This is a genomic window from Pseudoxanthomonas spadix, assembly GCF_003703395.1.
GTDB classification, from domain to species: domain Bacteria; phylum Pseudomonadota; class Gammaproteobacteria; order Xanthomonadales; family Xanthomonadaceae; genus Pseudoxanthomonas_A; species Pseudoxanthomonas_A spadix.
Genome location: NZ_RDQN01000002.1, coordinates 525,700 through 544,136, shown reverse-complemented (window position 1 = coordinate 544,136; position 18,437 = coordinate 525,700). Strand labels below are relative to the sequence as shown.

Annotated in this window: 19 protein-coding genes; 11 read left to right on the top strand and 8 right to left on the bottom strand. The window is 69.6% G+C overall.

The window, feature by feature from the left end; translation table 11 throughout:
- The first annotated feature begins 22 nt into the window (after positions 1-22).
- The 3 genes from D9R12_RS05120 (at position 23) to D9R12_RS05110 (ending at position 2,882) form a co-directional block, all read left to right on the top strand.
- Positions 23-838 carry an N-acetylmuramoyl-L-alanine amidase gene (locus D9R12_RS05120; protein WP_425479045.1) on the top strand — a complete coding sequence of 272 codons (816 nt, stop codon included), beginning with the start codon at positions 23-25 and terminating at the stop codon, positions 836-838.
- Entirely contained in the window at positions 835-1,554 is a 720-nt protein-coding gene (locus D9R12_RS05115; RefSeq protein WP_122228732.1) for a M15 family metallopeptidase, read from the top strand. The genes D9R12_RS05120 and D9R12_RS05115 overlap by 4 nt, the downstream gene beginning before the upstream one ends.
- Before the next feature lie 83 nt (positions 1,555-1,637).
- A complete protein-coding gene (locus D9R12_RS05110; protein WP_122228730.1) occupies positions 1,638-2,882 on the top strand; it encodes a DUF819 family protein in 1,245 nt (414 codons plus the stop codon).
- Positions 2,883-2,958: 76 nt separating this feature from the next.
- On the opposite strand, the gene D9R12_RS05105 is transcribed toward D9R12_RS05110, so the two are convergent.
- The 6 genes from D9R12_RS05105 to D9R12_RS05080 are packed head-to-tail and all read right to left on the bottom strand — an operon-like array spanning position 2,959 to position 8,800.
- Positions 2,959-3,285 (bottom strand): Na+/H+ antiporter subunit G, encoded by a 327-nt coding sequence (locus D9R12_RS05105; protein WP_122228728.1) that lies wholly within the window; start codon positions 3,283-3,285, stop codon positions 2,959-2,961.
- Positions 3,282-3,542: a K+/H+ antiporter subunit F gene (locus D9R12_RS05100; RefSeq protein WP_043291457.1), complete on the bottom strand. Its 261-nt coding sequence runs from the start codon at positions 3,540-3,542 to the stop codon at positions 3,282-3,284. Before D9R12_RS05100 ends, D9R12_RS05105 begins: the two co-directional genes overlap by 4 nt.
- Positions 3,543-3,562: 20 nt before the next feature.
- Positions 3,563-4,048, bottom strand: coding sequence for a Na+/H+ antiporter subunit E (locus tag D9R12_RS05095; RefSeq protein ID WP_122228726.1), 486 nt, complete (start codon positions 4,046-4,048; stop codon positions 3,563-3,565).
- Positions 4,048-5,583 carry a monovalent cation/H+ antiporter subunit D gene (locus D9R12_RS05090; RefSeq protein ID WP_122228724.1) on the bottom strand — a complete coding sequence of 512 codons (1,536 nt, stop codon included), beginning with the start codon at positions 5,581-5,583 and terminating at the stop codon, positions 4,048-4,050. Before D9R12_RS05090 ends, D9R12_RS05095 begins: the two co-directional genes overlap by 1 nt.
- Positions 5,580-5,960: a Na+/H+ antiporter subunit C gene (locus D9R12_RS05085; protein WP_122228722.1), complete on the bottom strand. Its 381-nt coding sequence runs from the start codon at positions 5,958-5,960 to the stop codon at positions 5,580-5,582. The genes D9R12_RS05090 and D9R12_RS05085 overlap by 4 nt, the downstream gene beginning before the upstream one ends.
- Positions 5,960-8,800 carry a monovalent cation/H+ antiporter subunit A gene (locus D9R12_RS05080; protein WP_122228720.1) on the bottom strand — a complete coding sequence of 947 codons (2,841 nt, stop codon included), beginning with the start codon at positions 8,798-8,800 and terminating at the stop codon, positions 5,960-5,962. The genes D9R12_RS05085 and D9R12_RS05080 overlap by 1 nt, the downstream gene beginning before the upstream one ends.
- Positions 8,801-8,912: 112 nt before the next feature.
- On the opposite strand from D9R12_RS05080, the gene D9R12_RS05075 reads away from it, so the two are divergent.
- On the top strand, positions 8,913-9,845 hold the full coding sequence (locus tag D9R12_RS05075; protein ID WP_170159148.1) for an SDR family oxidoreductase: 933 nt from the start codon (positions 8,913-8,915) through the stop codon (positions 9,843-9,845).
- A gap of 63 nt (positions 9,846-9,908) precedes the next feature.
- Here the strand turns inward: D9R12_RS05075 and D9R12_RS05070 are convergent, their stop codons facing one another.
- Together D9R12_RS05070 and D9R12_RS05065 are read right to left on the bottom strand one after the other, a co-directional pair.
- Positions 9,909-10,388, bottom strand: coding sequence for an Mpo1 family 2-hydroxy fatty acid dioxygenase (locus D9R12_RS05070; RefSeq protein WP_122228716.1), 480 nt, complete (start codon positions 10,386-10,388; stop codon positions 9,909-9,911).
- 76 nt (positions 10,389-10,464) lie between these two features.
- Positions 10,465-11,406 carry a phosphoribosylaminoimidazolesuccinocarboxamide synthase gene (locus D9R12_RS05065; protein ID WP_122228714.1) on the bottom strand — a complete coding sequence of 314 codons (942 nt, stop codon included), beginning with the start codon at positions 11,404-11,406 and terminating at the stop codon, positions 10,465-10,467.
- Positions 11,407-11,591: 185 nt separating this feature from the next.
- Between D9R12_RS05065 and D9R12_RS05060 the strand changes: the two genes are divergently transcribed.
- The 7 genes from D9R12_RS05060 (at position 11,592) to D9R12_RS05030 (ending at position 18,336) form a co-directional block, all read left to right on the top strand.
- Positions 11,592-11,933, top strand: coding sequence for a J domain-containing protein (locus tag D9R12_RS05060; RefSeq protein ID WP_014161927.1), 342 nt, complete (start codon positions 11,592-11,594; stop codon positions 11,931-11,933).
- A 31-nt stretch (positions 11,934-11,964) separates the two neighbouring features.
- The gene (gene rpe / locus D9R12_RS05055; RefSeq protein WP_122228712.1) at positions 11,965-12,636 is read left to right on the top strand and encodes a ribulose-phosphate 3-epimerase; all 672 of its coding nucleotides are present in this window, start codon (positions 11,965-11,967) and stop codon (positions 12,634-12,636) included.
- Positions 12,633-13,112, top strand: a complete 480-nt coding sequence (locus tag D9R12_RS05050) for a GNAT family N-acetyltransferase (RefSeq protein ID WP_122228710.1) — start codon at positions 12,633-12,635, stop codon at positions 13,110-13,112. Before rpe ends, D9R12_RS05050 begins: the two co-directional genes overlap by 4 nt.
- A gap of 35 nt (positions 13,113-13,147) precedes the next feature.
- On the top strand, positions 13,148-14,305 hold the full coding sequence (locus tag D9R12_RS05045) for a lactonase family protein (protein WP_122228708.1): 1,158 nt from the start codon (positions 13,148-13,150) through the stop codon (positions 14,303-14,305).
- Positions 14,306-14,485: 180 nt separating this feature from the next.
- A complete protein-coding gene (yegS, locus tag D9R12_RS05040) occupies positions 14,486-15,412 on the top strand; it encodes a lipid kinase YegS (protein WP_122228706.1) in 927 nt (308 codons plus the stop codon).
- A 366-nt stretch (positions 15,413-15,778) separates the two neighbouring features.
- Positions 15,779-17,254, top strand: a complete 1,476-nt coding sequence (trpE, locus tag D9R12_RS05035) for an anthranilate synthase component I (RefSeq protein WP_122228704.1) — start codon at positions 15,779-15,781, stop codon at positions 17,252-17,254.
- The gene (locus D9R12_RS05030; RefSeq protein ID WP_122228702.1) at positions 17,254-18,336 is read left to right on the top strand and encodes a threonine aldolase family protein; all 1,083 of its coding nucleotides are present in this window, start codon (positions 17,254-17,256) and stop codon (positions 18,334-18,336) included. Before trpE ends, D9R12_RS05030 begins: the two co-directional genes overlap by 1 nt.
- The last annotated feature ends 101 nt before the right edge of the window (positions 18,337-18,437 follow it).

Sequence of the window (18,437 nt, the reverse complement as noted above, 5' to 3'; positions counted from 1 at the left end):
CGCGCGGGCATCCGATGACTCCATGCAAGCTGAGCTCCTGATGACCATGACCCCGTGCAATCAATGTCTGCGTCCGCGCCGCCACCTGGCCCTGCTCGGCGCGCTGCTGTGCGCCCTGGTGCTGGGCGGCTGCGCCAGCCTGCCGGACAGGAACCCGCTGGCGCAGTGGGAAAGATCGCCCAACCAGAACAAGCGTGGCCCGGTGCTGGTGGTCATCCACTACACCGACCAGGATTCGGTTGCGCAGAGCCTGAAGACACTCAAGACCGCCAACAGCAAGGGGCCGGTCAGCGCGCACTACCTGATCGGTGCCGACGGCAAGCGCTACCAGTTGGTCAGCGACGAGCGCCGCGCCTGGCACGCCGGTGCCGGCTACTGGGGCACCATCGGCGACGTCAACTCGGCCTCGATCGGGATCGAGCTGGACAACGACGGGAACAGCCCGTTCGCCCGCGCCCAGATCGACAGCCTGATCCTGCTGCTGGGCGATCTGTGCCAGCGCCACCACATTCCGCGCACGGCGATCATCGGCCACGAGGATCTGGCGCCGGGCCGCAAGGTCGATCCGGGCCCGCTGTTCCCGTGGAAGCAGCTGGCCGATGCAGGCTTTGGCCACTGGCCGCGCGCCGATGCGCCGCCGGCCCCGGCCGATTTCGATCCCTGGCTGGCACTGGCCGCGCTGGGCTATCCGCTGGCCGATCGCGGCGCTGCGGTGCAGTCGTTCCACCACCACTTCCGCGGCATGGAAGGCAAGACGCTGGACGCCGAGGACCTGCGCATCCTGCACGATCTGACCTTGCCGCTGCCGCCGGCCGCGGGTGAAGAGGACGGCATGTGAGCGCACGCGCGCGCCGCATCGCCTGGGTGCTGTTAGCGCTGCTGGCCTTGGCGCCGGCGTTGGCACAGGCGCCGGTGACGATCTCGCCGGCGACCGACGCGGCGCAGGTCGACCTGGTGGACGTGGCCACGCTGATGCCACAGGTGCAGCGCGACATCCGCTACGCCGGATCGGACAACTTCATCGGTGCGCCGGTGGACGGCTACCAGGCCCCCAAGTGCCTGCTGCTGCGGCCGGTGGCGCGCGCGCTGGCGCAGGTGCAGGCCGACCTGCGCGCACAGGGCCTGGGCCTGAAGCTGTTCGACTGCTATCGCCCGGTGCGCGCGGTGCAGGCCTTCGTGCGCTGGGCCGACGACCTGTCCGACCATAAAATGAAAGCCGGGTTCTACCCGGCCCTGGACAAGGCGCGGATCATCCCCGAGGGCTACGTGGCGCCCGTCTCCGGCCACAGCCGCGGCGCCACTGTCGATCTGACCCTGGTGCGCTGCACGGACGGTGGCTGCGATGCGCTGGACATGGGCACGCCGTTCGATTTCTTCGACCCGCGCGCGCATACCGATGCAGCGGACATCACCGCCGCGCAGCGCGAGAACCGCAGCTTGCTGCTGCAAGCGTTGGCGCGCCGCGGTTTTGTCAACTATCCCAGGGAATGGTGGCATTACACCTTCCAGCCCGAACCCACGCCGCGCCTGGCCTACGACGTGCCGGTGCGTTGAGCGCCGATTGATCCAGGTCACTGCCTGCCATCCTCGCCCGGGCGTGCTTGCACGCGCGCGTGCGGCCCCTACCATCGAGCGCCATGCCTGACTCCTCCCACGCCCTGATCCAGAATGACATCGTCCTGTTCGGCCTGATCGCCGCCACCCTGGCGCTGGTGTTCTGGACCGCTTCGCTCAAGGGCTTCTGGCAGAAGTTCTACGGCGTGGTGCCGCCGCTGCTGCTGTGCTACTTCATTCCCGGCATCTTCAATTCCATCGGCCTGATCGATGGCACCGGCAGCCAGCTCTACAACCCGATCGCCAGCCGCGTGCTGCTGCCGGCGGCGCTGGTGCTGCTGACCCTGACCATCGACCTGAAGGCGGTGATGGGCCTGGGCTGGAAGCTGCTGGCGATGTACTTCGGCGCCTCGTTGAGCATCATGCTCGGTGCCTTCGTCGCCTTCTGGGTGATGCAGCACGTGCATCCGCAAACCACCGCCGGCGACACCTGGGGCGGCATGGCGGCGCTGGCCGGCAGCTGGATCGGCGGCGGCGCCAACATGGTGGCGATGAAGGAGATCTTCGAGGTCGACGAGACCACCTTCGGCCAGTTCGTGGTGCTGGATGTGGGCGTGGGCTACGTGTGGATGGCGGTGCTGATCTTCCTGGCCGGCCGGGCCAAGGCGATCGACGCGCGCGCCGGGGCCGAGACCGCGGCGATCGAGACGCTCAAGCAGCGCCTGGCCGCCTACAACGCGCAGCACGCGCGCATCCCGACCCAGACCGACTTCATGCTGATCATCGGGCTGGCCTTCGGCGTGGTCGGGCTGGCGCATGCGGTCTCGGTGCCGCTGGCCGGCTGGTTTGCGCCGTTGCCATGGGCGCACCGGATCAGCCTGGATTCGCCCTACGTGTGGGTGGTGCTGCTGGCCACCCTGGCCGGACTGGGCCTGAGCTTCACCCGCGCGCGCCAGCTCGACGGCGCCGGGGCCTCCAAGATCGGCACGCTGCTGCTGTACGTGCTGATCGCCAGCATCGGCATGCAGATGGACATCGGCGCGGTGCTGGCACGGCCGTGGCTGTTCGTGCTGGGGATCGTCTGGATGGCGGTGCACATCGTGCTGCTGTGGGGCCTGGGCCGGCTGCTCAAGGCGCCGCTGTTCTATTTCGCGATGGGCTCGCAGAGCAACATCGGCGGCCCGGCCTCGGCACCGGTGGTGGCCGCGGTGTTCCACCCGGCGCTGGCGCCGATCGGCGCGCTGCTGGGCACGCTGGGCTATGCCACCGGCACGGTGCTGGCCTACCTGGTCGGCATCGGCCTGCGCGCGATGGCCGGCGCGGGCTGAGGGCACGCAAGCCGGCGGCGGCCATGCAGCCCGGCGCCGGGCCCGGTTGAACCCCGTAACGCTGGACCGGGTTGGATCAATCGTCCCCGGGCGGCGGCGCGGGCTGGTGCCCGGGCAGCAACGCCAGCGCCGCCTTGCCGATCAGGTGCGCACTGATCGGCGCGGTGATGAACAGGAACACGGTGATCAGCAGCTCGCGCAGCTGCAGACCTTCGCCCTGCAGCAGGTGATAGCCCACCGAGGCCAGCAGCACGCAGCCCACGCCCAGGGTGCTGGACTTGGTGGGCGCGTGCAGGCGGCGGAACACGTCCGACAGTTTCACCAGGCCCAGTGCGCCGACCAGGATGAAGATGCTGCCGGCCACCAGCAGCGCGATCAGCACCAGGTCGATGGCTGCGTTCATTCGACGATGTCCCGGCGCAGCACGAATTTACTCAGCACCACGGTGCTGCCAAAGCCGAGCATGGCGATCACCAGCGCGGCCTCGAAGTACACGGTCGAATCCAGCTGCATGCCCCACAGCATCAGCACGGCGATTGCCGTGACCGAGAGCGTGTCCAGGGCCAGGATCCGGTCGCTGACGGTGGGCCCGAACACCAGCCGCCACAGGCACAGCAGCAGGGCCAGACAGGCCACGCCCAGCGCGCCGGTGACGGTCATGTCCAGCAGGGCGGTGGTATTCACGGGAAGACCTCCATCAGCGGGGTTTCGTAGCGGGTCTTGATCTGGCGCACCAGCGCGTCGGCATCGTCCAGGTGCAGCGCATGCACCAGCAGATGGCGGCGATCGTCGGTCAGCACCACCGACAGCGTGCCCGGGGTCAGGCTGATCATGCTGGCCAGCACGGTGATGCCGCGCAGGTTGCCGATGTCCAGCGGCACCCAGACGAACCCGGGCCGGATCCTGGACTCGGGGCCCAGCACCTGCGCGGCCACGATCAGGTTGGATTTGATGATGTCCCAGGCAAACACCACGGCCAGCCGGGGCACGCCGCGCAATGATCCGGTCGGGCAGTGCTCGTGGTCCATGCGCCGGGCCAGCAGCGGGATGGCCAGGGCCAACGCCGCGCCCAGCAGGACCTGCCCGGGCGAGGCGCTGTGGTTGAGCAGCAGCCAGAACACCAGCAGGGCCACGCTCAGCGACGGCGAGGGCAGCCAGCGGCGCATCAAGGCTGCCTCCTGGCCGGCGCCAGCCCGCGTAGATGGTCCACGTAGCCGGCCGTGTCCTGCAGCTGGCGCGCGGTGGCATCGGTGTAGACCAGCAGGGGCTGGGCGAACACGCTCATGGCCACCACGTAGCCCAGCAGGACGGTGGCCGCGATGGTGGCCACCGGGCGCGCCGGCGCGGTCCTGACCGGGCCGGCCTCTTCGAGCCTGGCCGGGGCCTGCCAGAACAGGCGCACGCCGGCGCGGCTGACGCCGATGATCACCATCAGGCTGCTGACCAGCACCGTGCTCCAGACCAGACCCACCTGCGAAGGCGGGGTGGCCGCCAGCAGCGCGGCCTTGCCCAGGAAGCCGGTCAGCGGCGGCAAGCCGGCCACCGCCACACCCGCGATCAGGAACAGCACCCCCGGCCAGGTGCGCCCGGGCAGTGCCGCGGCCAGGGAATCGTCCTGGTCCGCGCTGCCGTGCCGGCGCCGGATCAGGCCGGCGATCAGGAACAAGGCCGCGGTGGTGAAGCAGCTATGGGCCAGGTAGTACAGGCCCGCGCCCACCGTGCCCGGCTCACCCAGGGCAAAGGCCACAAACAGGGTCGCGGCCGACCACACCACCAGGTAGCCGATCATCACCGGCAGCCGCGCCGAACCCAGCACGCCCAGTGCGGCCACGATCAGCGTCGCAGCGCCCAGCACCAGCAGCCAGGACTGCCCGTAGCCGGCCAGCGCGCCTGCGCCAGCGCCCAGCAGCAGCGTGGACACGCGCAGCACCGCATACAGGCCGACCTTGGTCATCACCGCAAACAGCGCCGCCACCGCCGCCGGTGCGCGTGCGTAGGTGTCCGGCAGCCACAGATACAGCGGCAACAGCGCGGCCTTGGCGCAGAACACCACCAGCAGCAGACCGATTGCGGCCTTGACCAGTGCCACGTTGGCCGCCGGCAGCTGGCTGATGCGCACCGCCAGCTCGGCCATGTTGAGGGTGCCCAGCAGGCCGTAGATCAGGCCCAGCGCGATCAGGAACAGCGAGGAGGCGGTGACGTTGAACACCACGTAATGAAAGCCGTTGCGCATGCCCAGCCCGCGCCCGCCGGACAGCAGCAGGCCGTAGCTGGCGATCAGCATCACTTCGAAGAACACGAACAGATTGAACAGATCGCCGGTCAGGAACGCGCCGTTGAGGCCCATCAACTGGAACTGGAACAGCGCGTGGAAGTGCGGGGCGCGCCGGTCCCAGCCGCTGCAGGCGTACAGCAGGCTGGCCGCGGCCAGCAGCGTGGTCACCGCCACCATCCACACCGACAGCCGGTCGGCCACCAGGGCGATGCCCAGCCGCGCCGGCCAGTCGCCCAGCAGATACGTACCGACCTGGCCACGGGCGGCGTCGGCCACCAGCATCGCCACCACCGCGGCCAGGGCGGCCATCGACAGCCACGCCACCAGGCGGCGCACACCCGCGCCGAAGCGGCGGCGTTCGACCATCAGCGAGACGGCAGCGCCGGCCATCGGGATCAGCACCGGCAGGATCGGCAGATGGTTCACCGGCCGCCCCCACCCGGGTTGCTGCGCGCCTCCTCGGGCGCGGCGTCATGGGCATCGACGTGGTCGCCGCCGTTGTCGGCGCGGCTGCGCATGGCTAGCACGATGCTCACTGCGGTCATCGCAAAGGAGATCACGATCGCGGTCAACACCAGCGCCTGCGGCAATGGATCGGTGTAGTGGGCCAGATCGGCCGGCACGCCGTCGGCGATGATCGGTGCCTTGCCCACCACCGGGCGGCCGCCGGCGAAGATCAGCAGGTTGGTGGCGTAGCTGAGAAAGGTCAGCCCCAGGATCACATCGAAGCTGCGCGCGCGCAGCATCAGGTAGACCGCCACCGCGGTCAGCACACCAATGGCGGTGGCCAAAGCCAGTTCCATCAGACCGGCTCCTCGCCAGTGAAGGCCGAGCGGCCCGAGCTGTCGACCACCCCACGCTGGGTCTTGCGGGTGCGCGAGCCCTTGATGGTGCCCATCATCGACAGCATCAGCATGGCCGCGCCGAACACCACCAGGTACACGCCGGTATCGAAGGCCATCGCACTGGGCAGTTCCAGTTCGCCGATCAGCGGCAGTTGCAGCTGCAGATGGCCGCTGGTCAAAAACGGCGCGCCCAACAGCATCGAGGCCGCGCCGCTGGCCAGGGCCAGGACCACGCCAATGCCGATGGTGCGGATGAAGTCGAAACCCAGCCGCGACTCGACCGAACGCGCGCCTTGCAGCACGTACTGGATCAGCAATGGCACCGCCAGCACCAGCCCGGCAATGAAACCGCCGCCGGGCGCGTTGTGGCCGCGCAGGTACAGGTAGATCGAGGTGGCCGCCACCATCGGCGCCAGCACCTGCATCAGGTTGGCCGGCATCGACAGGTCCACCGGCGGGCCGTCGAAGTGGCGTTCCGGCGCCATCCGCGCGCGCCGCAACAGTGCATGCACCACCAGTCCGGCGATGGCGAACACGGTGATCTCGCCGAAGGTATCAAAGCCGCGGAAATCCACCAGGATCACATTGACCACGTTGTGGCCCCAGGCCTGCGGCAGCGAGCGCTGCAGCATCTCCACCGCGATGGTGTCGTGCGGGCGCAGCATCATCGCCCAGGCCAGCGCGCCGACCACGCTGCCGGCCACCAGCGCGATGGCGCCGTCGCGCAGGCGCCGTGGCAGGCCCGTCTCACGCGGCGACCGCTCGGGCAGGTAGTTCATCGCCAGCAGCAGCAGCACCAGGGTGACCATGTCCACCATCAGCTGGGTCAGGGCCAGGTCCGGCGCGGACAGGAACACGAAGCTCAGACTGACGGCCAGGCCGGTGCCACTGACACAGGCCACCGCCAGCAGCCGGTGCCGGTACAGGCGCAGGGCGGTCAATGCCGGGACCAGCATCAGCAGCCACAGCACCCAGCCTGGCCACTGCATGGGCGTGCGCCAGCCGCCGTTCCAGGCCAGCGCCGTGCCCGGGTCCAGCAGCAGCGGCAGCGCCATGACCACCAGCGCGCTGAGCACCAGCCACAGCAGGGTCCGCTGCAGACTGCCGTTGGCCAGGGCCCGGGTGATCCGGCTGCCGGCGACGAACAGCAGTTCCAGGTTGTAGGTAAACAGGTCGCGGCCGATGGCCCGGGTCACCACCGCGTGCAGGTTCAGCAGCCTGGCCAGGCCGAAGTACAGCAGCACCCCGCCCAGGATCCCGGCGATGCTCATCGCCAGCGGCCAGTTCAGGCCGTGCCACACGGCCAGGTCGTATTCGGGCATGGCGCTGCCCAGGATCGCGCCGGCGCCGGCATGCAGAACCGGGGCCACGGTCAGGGCCGGGACGATGCCCACCGCCACGCACAGCACCACCAGCACCTCGACCGGGATCTTCATCCAGCGCGGCGGCTCATGCGGGAGGGTGTCCAGCCCGCGCGGGCCATCGCCGAAGAAGCTTTCGTAGACAAAGCGCAGGCTGTAGGCCACGCCCAGCACGCCGGCCAGCAGCGCGGTGATGCCGGTGAAGATGCGCATCGGCAGCGGCGCATCGGTTTCGATGGCCGCGGCGAAGAACATTTCCTTGGACAGAAAACCGTTGAGCAGCGGGATGCCGGCCATCGACAGCGAGGCGATGATCGCCAGGGCGCTGGTGAAAGGCATCAACCTGCGCAGGCCGCCCAGCTTGCGGATGTCGCGGGTGCCGGTCTCGTGGTCGATGATGCCGGCGGCCATGAACAGCGAGCACTTGAAGATGGCGTGGTTGAGGATGTGGAACACGCCGGCCACCACCGCCATCGGCGTGCCCAGGCCGAACAGCATGGTGATCAGGCCCAGGTGCGAGATGGTCGAATACGCCAGCAGACCCTTGAGGTCGTGCTCGAAGATCGCGTTCCACGCGCCAACCAGCAGGGTCAGCGCACCGATGGTGCACACGGTGTAGAAGAACAGGTCGGTCCCGGCCAGTGCCGGGTGCAGGCGCGCCAGCAGGAAGACCCCGGCCTTGACCATGGTGGCCGAGTGCAGGTAGGCCGACACCGGGGTCGGCGCGGCCATGGCCTGCGGCAGCCAGAAGTGCAACGGGAACTGCGCGCTCTTGGTGAAGATGCCGCCCAGCACCAGGTACAGCGCCCAGGGATACAGCGGGCTGGCACGCAGGGCGTCGCCGGCGGCCAGGACCGCATCCAGGTCGTAGCTGCCGACGATGCGGCCGATCAGCAGCACCCCGCCGAGCAGGGCCAGACCACCGCCGCCGGTAATCACCAGGGCCATGCGCGCGCCTTCGCGGGCATCCTGGCGATGCGACCAGAAGCCGATCAGCAGGAACGAGGTCAGGCTGGTCAACTCCCAGAACACGCTCAGCAGCAGCAGGTTGCCGGAGATCACCACGCCCAGCATCGCACCCATGAACAGCAGCAGGAAGGCCAGCAGGCGCGGCAGCGAGTCGTTGCGGCTCAGGTAGTAGCGCGCATACATGATCACCAGCGCACCGATGGCCAGCACCAGCATGGCGAACATCCATGCAAATCCATCCAGCCGCAGGGTGAATTCCAGACCGATGCGCGGCAGCCACAGGTGGCGGCTGTGCAGCACCTGGCCGTCCAGGATCGCCGGTGTCATCGCGCCCAGCAGGGCCAGCCCCAGCAACGGGGCCAGCGCGGCGATCCAGGCGATGACCGTGCGCGGCAGTCGATGGGCGGCAGCCACCACCGCTGCCAGCAGAAAGGGCAGGGCCAGCAGCAGGTCGAGGGTTTGCGGCATGCAGGCAATACAGCGATTCGCGAGCACACGAGGATAGCAGCCGCGGTGTGCAGGGGCCGCTGACCAGCCGGTCATGCCCGGCGGCGCGGTGCCGGTGGCCTATGCTGGTGCGATGCCAGAGACCGTCGATTCCGTCGCCGCCTGCCACCGGCGGCCACGCACCGCGCTGCTGCTGGGCGGCACCGGCCAGATCGGCCAGGCGCTGCTGCCGCGCCTGCACACGCACGGCTGGCAGGTGTTGGCGATTTCGCGGCGGGCGCAGCCGGCGCGCGACGGGGTGGCGTGGCTGCGCGGCGACCTGCAGCACATGCCGGTGCTGCCGGGCAGCGTCGATGCGATCTTCAGCGCCGGGCCGCTGGATGCGTTTGCGCACTGGTATGCGCGCGGCGCGGTGCACAGCCGGCGCGTGGTCGCCTTCGGCTCGACCAGCCTGGGCACCAAGCAGGCATCGGCCGATGCCCATGAGCGCGACCTGGCCGCGCGCCTGGCCGCGGCCGAGCAAGCGGTGTTCGCGCATGCGGCAGCGCGCGGGGCGCAGGCCACCTTGTTGCGGCCGACGCTGGTCTACGGTGCCGGCCGCGATGCCTCGCTGACCCGGATCGCGGCGCTGGCCCGCCGCTTCGGCCTATTCCCGCTGCCACGCGGGGCCGACGGGCTGCGGCAGCCGGTGCACGTGGAGGATCTGGCCGATGCGGCCATCGCGGTGCTCGAGGTTGCAGCCACCTTCGGCCAGGCCTACGCGCTGCCCGGCGGCGAGACGCTGGCCTATCGCGAGATGGTCGCGCGCACGCTGGCGGCGATGTCCCCGCCGGCGCGCCTGCTGGAACTGCCGGCACCGCTGTTCAACCTCGCCGTGGGCGTGGCCCAGCGGCTGGGCATCGCCCGCGCACTCAATGCCGCGGCCGTGGCGCGGATGGGGCAGGATCTGGTGTTCGATGCGTCGCCTGCTCACCGCCACTTCGGCTACGCCCCGCGCGGCTTTGCGCCGACCGCGGCGATGCTGGGGCAGGCGCCGGCCATGCCCGCGATGGGGCGTTCCCGGTAAAGCCTCTCGCGCCCATGCGGCCCCGGCAAGGGATCCGGCATCACCCAAGGACGCAGGAGGCGGCTAATACCGCCAACCCATGCTGCGATAGAACCTGGCCAGCACCCAGAGCGGGCCGATCAGCAGGTAGACGGTGTCGGTGAAGAAGCTCGGCTTGCGGCCTTCGATCCGATGGCCGATCAACTGCGCGATCCACGCCGGCACCAACACGCCCAGCGCGCTCCACAGCAACGCCTCGAGCCCCGCGCGCTGGACCACCAGCCGGCACAGGCAGCCCATGAAGAAGAACACCACGAACATGCCGTAGCCGAGCCGGCGCGAGAGCCGGTTGTAGAAGCTCCACGCGGCAAACATCGCCAGCCCCGCCCACACCCCGTTGCGCAACCAGCTGGCCTGGGTGGGGATGCACCACAGCAAGGCCACCACCGACCACAGGATCGCCGGCACCGCCACCGCATGGATGGCCTGGTTGACCGGGTCGCGATGGTCACGCGAATAGCGGGCAAACCAGTCCTCGATCGTGCGGGCGGCAGGTGCGTTCATCGATCCCTCCCGAGGATGCGTTCGCATTCAAGCAGGTCGTTGGCGGGTGCCGGCATGGCGGTGCCTGCCCGATGCATCAGTCGATCGTGATGCCGGCCAGCTTGTGCAGGACTTCGGCGTAGCGGGCGCGGGTGCGCTCGATCACTTCGGCCGGCAGCACCGGGCCGGGCGCGGTCTTGTCCCAGTCCAGCGTCTCCAGGTAGTCGCGCACGATCTGCTTGTCGTAGCTGGGCGGGCTGCTGCCGACCCGGTATTGGTCGGCTGGCCAGTAGCGCGAGGAATCGGGTGTGAGCATCTCATCCATGATGTACAGGCGGCCATCGGCATCGGTGCCGAACTCGAACTTGGTATCGGCCAGCAGGATCCCGCGCGCGGCCGCGTATTCGGCGGCGAAGGCATACAGGCGCAGGGTCGCATCGCGGACCCGCTCGGCCAGCTCGCCGCCGACGCTGCGGACCATCGCATCGAAGTCGATGTTCTGGTCGTGCTCGCCTACCGCGGCCTTGGTCGAGGGGGTGAAGATCGGTTCGGGCAGCTGCTGGGCCTGCTGCAGGCCATCGGGCAAGACGATCCCGCTGACCTTGCCGGTGCGCTGGTAATCCTTCCAGCCGCTGCCGATCAGGTAGCCGCGGGCGATGGCCTCCACCGGCACCGGCTTGAGCCGCTTGGCCACCACCGCGCGCCTGGCATACAAGGCCGGGTCCACGCCTTCGGGCAGGACGCTGGCCACCTCGATGCCGGTCAGGTGGTTGGGCATCAGGTGGGCGGTCCTGTCGAACCAGAAGTTGGAGATCTGGCACAGCATCTCGCCCTTGCCCGGGATCGGATCGGGCAGGACCACATCGAATGCGCTCAGGCGGTCGGTGGCCACGATCAGCAGGTAGTCCCCATTGGCGGTCGCGCCGGGCTGTGCGTCGGCGGGCAGGCGCCCGCGCGGGATCTCGAAGACGTCGCGGACCTTGCCGCGGTGGCGCAGGTTCAGACCGGGAAGATCGGCTTGCAACAGCGTGGTGGGCACTTGGCACTCCTGAGGTGACGCGCTGGCTCGCGATGGACCCGCGCGCGTGGCACGCCGGCACGCCGGCTGGCGGCGGCGGGCCGCGTAGTGTACGCGCCCGCGCGGGTTTGGGAGCGTGCCCGGGGCGGCCTGCGAAGGTGCCGTAAAATGCACGCACATCCCCCACGGCAGGCAGGCCGAATCCGATGAACCGCTGGTATGGAAAGCTGTTGGGCGGCATCGCCGGGGCGCTGCTGTTCCGGCCCAATCCGGTGTTCGGCGCCCTGGCCGGCCTGCTGCTGGGCCACGCCTTGGACCGCGACTGGTTCCGGCTGGCCAGGGACAACCCGTACCGGGCCTTCGACCTGACCCGCGACGCGTCCGATGCCGAAGTCGACCAGGCCTACCGCCGGCTCATTTCCCAGTACCACCCGGACCGCATGGACGGCGCTGCGCCCGAGTTGCGCGCCCGCGCCGAAACCCGCGCCCGCGAGCTCAATGCCGCCTACGACCGGATCAAGGCCCTGCGCCGCAAGCGCGCGGCCTGACCGTCCTTTCCCCTGACCCTCGAGCCCGCCCATGTCGAACTGCATCATTTCCCCGTCCATCCTGTCGGCCGACTTCGCCCGCCTGGGTGCCGAAGTGGACGCCGTGCTGGCCGCCGGCGCCGACTGGATCCACTTCGACGTGATGGACAACCACTACGTGCCCAACCTGACCATCGGCCCGATGGTCTGCCAGGCGCTGCGCAAGCACGGGGTGAGCGCGCCGATCGACGTGCACCTGATGGTCGAGCCGGTGGACCGGATCATTCCGGACTTCGCCCAGGCCGGCGCCAGCGTGATCAGCTTCCATCCCGAGGCCAGCCGCCACGTGCACCGCACCGTGCAGCTGATCAAGTCGCATGGCTGCAAGGCCGGGGTGGTGCTCAACCCGGCCACGCCGGTGGACATTTTGGATTGGGTCCTGGACCAGGTCGACCTGGTGCTGCTGATGTCGGTCAACCCGGGCTTCGGCGGCCAGGAGTTCATCTCCTCGGCGCTGGACAAGCTGCGCGTGGTGCGGCGCAAGATCGATGCGTCCGGGCGCCAGATCCACCTGGAAATCGACGGCGGGGTGAAGGTGGACAACATCGGCCAGATCGCCGCGGCCGGGGCCGACGCCTTCGTCGCAGGATCAGCGATCTTCAACGCGCCCGACTATGGCCGGGTGATTGCGGACATGCGCGCAGCCGTGGCCGGTGCCCGATGAGCCTGCAGATCCGCCCGGCCACCCGCGCCGATGTACCGCTGCTGCGCGAGCTGATCCAGGCGCTGGCCGAGTACGAACGCGAGCCCGACGCGGTCAAGGCCAGCGAAGCCGACCTGGCCCGCAGCCTGTTTGACGAAGGTGCCACCGCGCACGCCGTGATCTGCGAACAGGACGGGGTGGCGGTGGGCTTTGCGGTGTATTTCTTCAACTACTCGACCTGGCTGGGCCGCAACGGCCTGTATCTGGAGGACCTGTTCGTGCGCCCGCAGGCGCGCGGCCAGGGCGCGGGCCTGGCGCTGCTGCGCTACCTGGCCCGGCTGGCGGTGGCGCAGGGTTGCGGCCGTTTCGAATGGTCGGTGCTGGACTGGAACCAGCCGGCGATCGACTTCTATCGCGCCGCCGGTGCCAGGCCGATGGACCAATGGACCGTCTACCGCATGGACGGCCAGGCGCTGGCCGATTTCGCGCGCGGCTAGCAGCGGCGCGTGTTTGCGATCCACGGAGCGTGTGCATGCTGGATTTGTTCAAGTTCACGGCGCTGGCGATGACCGCCTTGCCGCTGGCCGCAAGCGCCGGCTCGGTCGACCTGCTGGTGGGCTCCTACACGCAAGGCGAGCGCCCGGGCCTGTACGCCTACAGGTTCGACACGGCCAGCGGCAGGCTCGATGCCAGGCCCTGGCAGCAGCTGCGCCTGGACAATCCGTCCTGGCTGGTGGTCTGCCCCGAGCAGAGCCACGTCTATGCGGTCAACGAGAACGGGCCCGGTGCGCGCGATCCGGTCGGCCGCGCCAGCGCGCTCAGCCTGGATGGACAGCACCGGCTGACGCTGCGCAACCAGGTCTCCACCCTGGGCCAGCATCCCACCCACGCCACCCTCAGCCCGGACGGGCGCTACCTGCTGGTGGCCAACTACTCGGTCGCCGCCGATCCCGGTGGCACCCTGGCGGTGCTGCCCATCGCCGGCGATGGCACGCTGCAACCGGTGACCCAGCTGTCCAGCTACCAGGCCAGCCATGTGGACAGGAAACGGCAGCGTTCGGCGCATCTCCATTCGGTCAACTTCGCGCCCGATGGCAAGACCGCCTACGTCGCCGACCTCGGCGGCGATCGCGTCTATGCCTATCGCTATGCGCCGCAGGCCAACGCCGAGCAGCCGTTGCAGCCGGCCAAGACGCCGTTCCTGGCCCTGCCGCCGGGCAGCGGGCCGCGGCATCTGGTGTTCGATGTGGAGGGAAGGCATGCCTATCTGACCCTGGAAATGGCCGGGCAGGTGGCCGTGCTCGATGTCGCCACCGACGGCACCCTGGCGCTGCGCACGCTGGTGAATCTGTTCGCGCCCGGCTTTGCCGGTGACAACGGCGGCGGCGCGCTTCATCTGTCGGCCGATGGCCGGTTTCTCTATGCGATCAACCGCGGCACCGACAACCATCTGGTCGCCTTCGCGGTCACCGCCGATGGCGGCTTGAAGCCGCTCCAGCGCCGCGCCACCGATGGCCGTCTGCCGCGCGAGTTCGCCATCGACCCGACCGGTCGCTTCGTGCTGGTGGCCGCGCAGGGCGACGACCGGATCGTGGTGATCGCGCGCGATCCGGCCACCGGCCGGCTCGGCAAGACCCTGCAGACCGTCGAGGTGGCCGCGCCGTCGGACCTGAAGTTCCTGCGGCCATGAAAAAGGCCGCGGCGGAGTCGATACCGGTGCGGCCCTGGATGAATGCTGGAGGCTGATCCTGCCTCCCTCCGTCGTCCCTGCTATGGCCTTCCACGCTACCTGTCAAATCTGACCGGCACATGACAGCGGCCATCATCCGCGGCTGCTAGCCTGCCGCACCCCACACCCCCCATCGTTCCCATGTCCCAGCCCCACTGGCGCCTGATCCTCAACGGCAAGTCCGCCGGCAACGAAGCGGTGCGCGAAGCCGTGGCCGCCATGCGCAGGCAAGGCGTGCAGCTGGACGTGCGGGTGACCTGGGAGGGCGGCGATGCCGGCCGCTATGTGGCCGAGGCGATCGCCGATGGCGTGAACACCGTGATCGCCGGCGGTGGCGATGGCACCCTGAGCGAGGTGGCCAGCGCGCTGGCCGGGCGCGAGGATGACGCAGATGCGCTGCCGACGCTGGCACTGCTGCCGCTGGGCACGGCCAATGATTTCGCCACCGCCGCTGGCCTGCCGCTGGCGCCCGATGCCGCGTTGGCCGTGGCCCGCGACGGCCAGCCGCGCCGCATCGACCTGCTCAAGGTCACCGCCGCGCACGGCCGGCACTGGTGCGCCAACCTGACCACCGGCGGCTTCGGCACCCAGGTCACGGTGGAGACCGACGAGGCCATGAAGCGTGTGCTCGGCGGCCTGGCCTACCTGGTCACCGGCCTGGCCCGGCTGGGCCGGGTGGAGCCGCAGCACGCGCGCTTCAGCGGGCCGGACTTCGGCTGGGAAGGCGCCTTCATTGCCCTGGGCCTGGGCAACGGCCGCCAGGCCGGCGGTGGCCAGGCCCTGTGCCCCGACGCCTTGATCGATGACGGTCTGCTGGACCTGACCATCATCCCCGAACTCACCGGCACGGTCGCTGCCACCCTGGGCGCGCTGATCACCGGCGGCAAGCGCGCCGCGCTGGAGCAGGTGGCGGTGCGGCGCCGGCTGCCGTGGGTGGAGATCCAGGCCGATGTGCCGATCACCCTGAACCTGGACGGCGAGCCGACCACTGCGCGCCAGTTCCGCATCGACTGCGTGCCCGGTCGGCTGCGCATGCACCTGCCGCCCGGCTGCCCGCTGTTGCGCTGAAGCGACTCGGTGGCCTGCCGCTGGCTGTGGCCCACGGCGGCCAGGGGCGCTGTGGGGCACGGCCCTGCAGTGCCCACCACGCTGCGCGCGCTCGTCGTCGGCCGTGTCCAGCCAGGTCATGGCCAATCGATCGGAACGTGCCGGTCGGGCATGCAGGCAGCCGCTCGCGCGCCACGCGCGGCCCGCTTGCTTCCGGCGCGCCCGCCCCAGGGGCCGTCGTTGCGCCCCTGTCGGGTTGCGGTAAAGTACCGGCCGTGCCCGTCCTGACGACCCCGCTTAGCTCCCTTTCCGCTCGCCGCGCGTGGCGATGGTGGCCTGCCGCCGTCGTCCAAACCGCCGCCACCGAGTTCCGCAAGGGAAGCCGTCTTGATCACCGCAGAGCAGTTCCAGCGCCACGCCGCTGAAGGCCACACCCGCATCCCCGTCGTCCGTGAAGTGCTGTCCGACCTGGACACGCCGCTGTCGGTCTACCTGAAGCTCGCCGACGGTCCCTACACTTACCTGTTCGAATCGGTCGAGGGCGGCGAACGCTTTGGCCGCTATTCCATCATCGGCCTGCCGGCGCGGCGCATCTACAGCGTGCGCGGCCATACCCTGGAGGTGTGCGAGTACGGTCAGGTGGTGCAAACGCGCCAGCTGGAGGACCCGCTGGCCGAGGTCGAACGGCTGCGTGCCAGCTATTCGGTGCCCCGCTTCGAGGGACTGCCCGGGTTCACCGGCGGGCTGGTGGGCTGGTTCGGCTTCGAGTGCATCGGCTACATCGAGCCGCGCCTGGCCGCCGGCGACAAGCCCGACGAACTGGGCACGCCGGACATCCTGCTGATGCTGTCCGAAGAGCTGGCGGTGTTCGACAACCTCAAGGGCCGGCTGTACCTGATCGTGCATGCCGATCCTGCGCAGCCGCAGGCCTGGGCCCGTGCCAACCGGCGCCTGGACGAGCTGGCCCACCGCCTGCGCCAGGGCGGGGTGGGCTACCCGCAGGCGCAGGTGTCCGATGCCATCGACGAGGCCGATTTCCATTCGTCCTTCACCCGCGAGCAGTACCACGCGGTGGTGCGCAAGGCGCAGGAATACGTGCGCGCCGGCGACATCTTCCAGGTCGTGCCCAGCCAGCGCCTGCGGGTGCCGTTCCGGGCCCGGCCGATCGATGTATACCGCGCGCTGCGGGCGCTCAATCCCTCGCCATACATGTACTTCGTCGATGTCGGCGGCACCCAGGTGGTGGGTTCCTCGCCGGAGATCCTGGCGCGCCTGCAGGGCGGGGTGGTCACCGTGCGCCCGATCGCCGGCACCCGCCGCCGCGGCGCCACCCCGGAGGAAGACCTGGCCCTGGAAGCCGAGCTGCTGGCCGATCCCAAGGAACGGGCCGAGCACGTGATGCTGATCGACCTGGGCCGCAACGACGTGGGCCGGGTGGCCGAGCCGGGCACGGTCGAAGTGGGCGAGCAGTTCGTGATCGAGCGCTACAGCCACGTCATGCACATCGTCAGCGAGGTCACCGGCAGGCTCAAGGCCGGGCTGAGCTATGCCGACGTGCTGCGTGCCACCTTCCCGGCCGGCACGGTCAGCGGCGCGCCCAAGATCCGCGCGCTGGAGATCATCGGCGAGCTGGAGCCGGTGCGGCGCAACGTGTATTCCGGGGCGGTGGGCTACATCGGCTGGCATGGCGACGGCGATACCGCCATCGCCATCCGCACCGCGGTGATCCAGGACGGCTACCTGTACGTGCAGGCCGGCGGCGGGGTGGTCTACGATTCGGATCCTGACGCGGAGTGGGAGGAAACCATGAACAAGGGCCGCGCCCTGTTCCGCGCCGTGGCTCAGGCGGCCAAGGGGCTGTGATGGGCGCCGCTCCGATCCAGGCCCTGGCCTCGTTCCGCAACGACTACAGCGAAGGCGCGCATCCGCGCCTGCTGCAGGCGCTGGTGCAGGCCAGTGCCGCGCAGCACACCGGCTACGGCCTGGACGCGCACAGCGTGCGCGCGGCCGAATTGATCCTGGCGCGCTGCGGCCAGCCGCAGGCGCAGGTGCATCTGCTGGCCGGCGGAACCCAGACCAACCTGCTGGCGATCAGCGCCTTCCTGCGTCCCCACGAGGCGGTGATCGCGGCCAACAGCGGCCATATCGCCACCCACGAGACCGGCGCCATCGAGGCCACCGGGCACAAGGTGCTGGTCACCCCGCACGTGGATGGAAAGCTCACCCCCGATGGCGTGCGTGCGCTGCTGGCCGAAAACACCAGCGAACACATGGTCAAGCCGCGCCTGGTGTACGTGTCCAACACCACCGAGCTGGGCACCATCTACCGCAAGGCCGAACTGCAGGCCCTGCGCGCGCTGTGCGACCAGGCCGGCCTGCTGCTGTACCTGGATGGGGCGCGCATCGGCTGCGCGCTGACCGCCGCCGGCAACGACCTGAGCCTGGCCGACATTGCCGCGCTGACCCATGCCTTCTACATCGGCGGGACCAAGAACGGCGCGCTGCTGGGCGAGGCGCTGGTGGTCGTGGAGCCTTCGCTGCAGCCGGACCTGCGTTACCTGATCAAGCAGCGCGGGGCGATGCTGGCCAAGGGCATGGTGGTCGGTGCCCAGTTCGAGGCGTTGTTTGAGGACGAGCTTTTCTTCGAACTGGCCGCCCATGCCAACGCCATGGCCCAGCGCCTGCAGAGCGGGCTCAAAGCGGCCGGCGTGCCGCTGCTGATCGACTCGCCGAGCAACCAGGTGTTCCCGATCCTGGCCCACGCCCAGATCCAAGCCCTGGCCGGTTTCACCAGCTTCGAGCGCTGGTCGCCTTACGACGACACCCGTGCGGTGATCCGCCTGGTGTGCTCGTGGGCCACCGGCCAGGAGGCGGTGGACGCGCTGCTGTCCTGCATCACCGGGCTTTTCCGCCACGACCCGCCGCGATCGGCAACAGGATCCTGACCATGCTGCTGATGATCGACAACTAGCATTGGCCTCCATGACATTCCATTGCGATCCATTGGTGGCCTCAAAACTGGCTGAAGGTAAAGGTTTATCGCCCA

What these genes read in the sequence shown, in the direction of transcription:
- D9R12_RS05110 (WP_122228730.1), top strand. Translation starts at nt 1,638, where the DNA reads ATGCCTGACTCCTCCCACGCCCTGATCCAGAATGACATCGTCCTGTTC.
- yegS (WP_122228706.1), top strand. Translation starts at nt 14,486, where the DNA reads ATGTCCCAGCCCCACTGGCGCCTGATCCTCAACGGCAAGTCCGCCGGC.
- D9R12_RS05060 (WP_014161927.1), top strand. Translation starts at nt 11,592, where the DNA reads ATGAACCGCTGGTATGGAAAGCTGTTGGGCGGCATCGCCGGGGCGCTG.
- D9R12_RS05075 (WP_170159148.1), top strand. Translation starts at nt 8,913, where the DNA reads ATGCCAGAGACCGTCGATTCCGTCGCCGCCTGCCACCGGCGGCCACGC.
- D9R12_RS05030 (WP_122228702.1), top strand. Translation starts at nt 17,254, where the DNA reads ATGGGCGCCGCTCCGATCCAGGCCCTGGCCTCGTTCCGCAACGACTAC.
- D9R12_RS05100 (WP_043291457.1), bottom strand. Translation starts at nt 3,542, where the DNA reads ATGACCGTCACCGGCGCGCTGGGCGTGGCCTGTCTGGCCCTGCTGCTG.
- rpe (WP_122228712.1), top strand. Translation starts at nt 11,965, where the DNA reads ATGTCGAACTGCATCATTTCCCCGTCCATCCTGTCGGCCGACTTCGCC.
- D9R12_RS05045 (WP_122228708.1), top strand. Translation starts at nt 13,148, where the DNA reads ATGCTGGATTTGTTCAAGTTCACGGCGCTGGCGATGACCGCCTTGCCG.
- D9R12_RS05120 (WP_425479045.1), top strand. Translation starts at nt 23, where the DNA reads ATGCAAGCTGAGCTCCTGATGACCATGACCCCGTGCAATCAATGTCTG.
- D9R12_RS05050 (WP_122228710.1), top strand. Translation starts at nt 12,633, where the DNA reads ATGAGCCTGCAGATCCGCCCGGCCACCCGCGCCGATGTACCGCTGCTG.
- D9R12_RS05105 (WP_122228728.1), bottom strand. Translation starts at nt 3,285, where the DNA reads ATGAACGCAGCCATCGACCTGGTGCTGATCGCGCTGCTGGTGGCCGGC.
- D9R12_RS05085 (WP_122228722.1), bottom strand. Translation starts at nt 5,960, where the DNA reads ATGGAACTGGCTTTGGCCACCGCCATTGGTGTGCTGACCGCGGTGGCG.
- D9R12_RS05070 (WP_122228716.1), bottom strand. Translation starts at nt 10,388, where the DNA reads ATGAACGCACCTGCCGCCCGCACGATCGAGGACTGGTTTGCCCGCTAT.
- D9R12_RS05080 (WP_122228720.1), bottom strand. Translation starts at nt 8,800, where the DNA reads ATGCCGCAAACCCTCGACCTGCTGCTGGCCCTGCCCTTTCTGCTGGCA.
- D9R12_RS05095 (WP_122228726.1), bottom strand. Translation starts at nt 4,048, where the DNA reads ATGCGCCGCTGGCTGCCCTCGCCGTCGCTGAGCGTGGCCCTGCTGGTG.